This is a genomic window from Kitasatospora sp. NPDC005856 (assembly GCF_040629945.1).
GTDB lineage: Bacteria > Actinomycetota > Actinomycetes > Streptomycetales > Streptomycetaceae > Kitasatospora.
In genome coordinates, this window is record NZ_JBEXWT010000253.1 from 1 (window position 1) to 1,072 (window position 1,072).

1 rRNA gene and 1 pseudogene are annotated in these 1,072 nt (G+C 72.2%); both read left to right on the forward strand.

Annotated features, from left to right (window positions below):
• A 5S ribosomal RNA gene (gene rrf / locus ABZ449_RS42295) occupies positions 1-87 on the forward strand; the annotation flags it as partial.
• 320 nt (positions 88-407) lie between these two features.
• Positions 408-1,072 (forward strand): annotated as a pseudogene (locus ABZ449_RS42300) (tetratricopeptide repeat protein); the annotation flags it as partial.

The following is a 1,072-nucleotide window of genomic DNA, read 5'->3' on the forward strand; positions in this document are numbered from 1 at the left end:
GGTTACATTCCGAACCCGGAAGCTAAGCCTCACAGCGCCGATGGTACTGCAGGGGGGACCCTGTGGGAGAGTAGGACGCCGCCGAACAATCATTCAAGGCCGCGGCCCCAGCGACTCGCTGGGGCCGCGGCCTTTTTGTGTTTTGCGAACGTGAAGAAGACCGGCAGAACGGGACTTCCGCCCAGACGCGGACGGTCCCGGCATGCCGGACAATGGAGAAGGTACGCAGGCCAGCAGGCCGGCGTCGAAACCGTGTGGCGGGCAGCGGAGTTGCATGCTCCGCCAGCGGTGGAGCTGAAGCAGCAGAAGGAGTCACCACGATGTCGAACCAGCCCCAGGACCGTCCCGAGCGCCGATCGGACGACGGCCGAGGCTACGAGCCCCGGTCCCGCGGGGGCTCGTCCAACGACCGTGGCGGCTTCCGTCGCGATGACCGCCGTGACGACCGTTCGTCCGGTGGCTTCCGCCGCGACGACCGCCCCTCCGGTGGGTTCCGCCGTGACGACCGTGACGACCGTCCGCGTCGTGACGACCGCCCGTCGGGCGGCTACGGCCGTGACCGCGATGACCGTGGTGGCGACCGCGGCGGCTTCCGTCGTGACGACCGCCCCTCGGGCGGTTTCAACCGTGACCGCGGCGACCGCCCGTCGGGCGGCTACGGCCGTGACCGCGATGACCGTGGTGGCGACCGCGGCGGCTTCCGTCGCGACGACCGCCCGTCCGGCGGTTTCAACCGTGACCGCGGCGACCGCCCCTCCGGCGGTGGCTTCCGTCGTGACGACCGTCCGGCCGGCGGTGGCTTCCGCCGGGACGACCGCCCCTCCGGTGGCTTCCGCCGTGACGACCGTGACGACCGTCCGCGTCGTGACGACCGCCCGTCGGGCGGCTACGGCCGTGACCGTGACGACCGTGGTGGCGACCGCGGCGGCTTCCGCCGTGACGACCGCCCCTCCGGTGGCTTCAACCGTGACCGTGACGACCGTGGTGGCGACCGCGGCGGCTTCCGTCGCGACGACCGCCCGTCCGGCGGTTTCAACCGTGACCGCGGCGACCGCCCCTCCGGCGGTGGCTT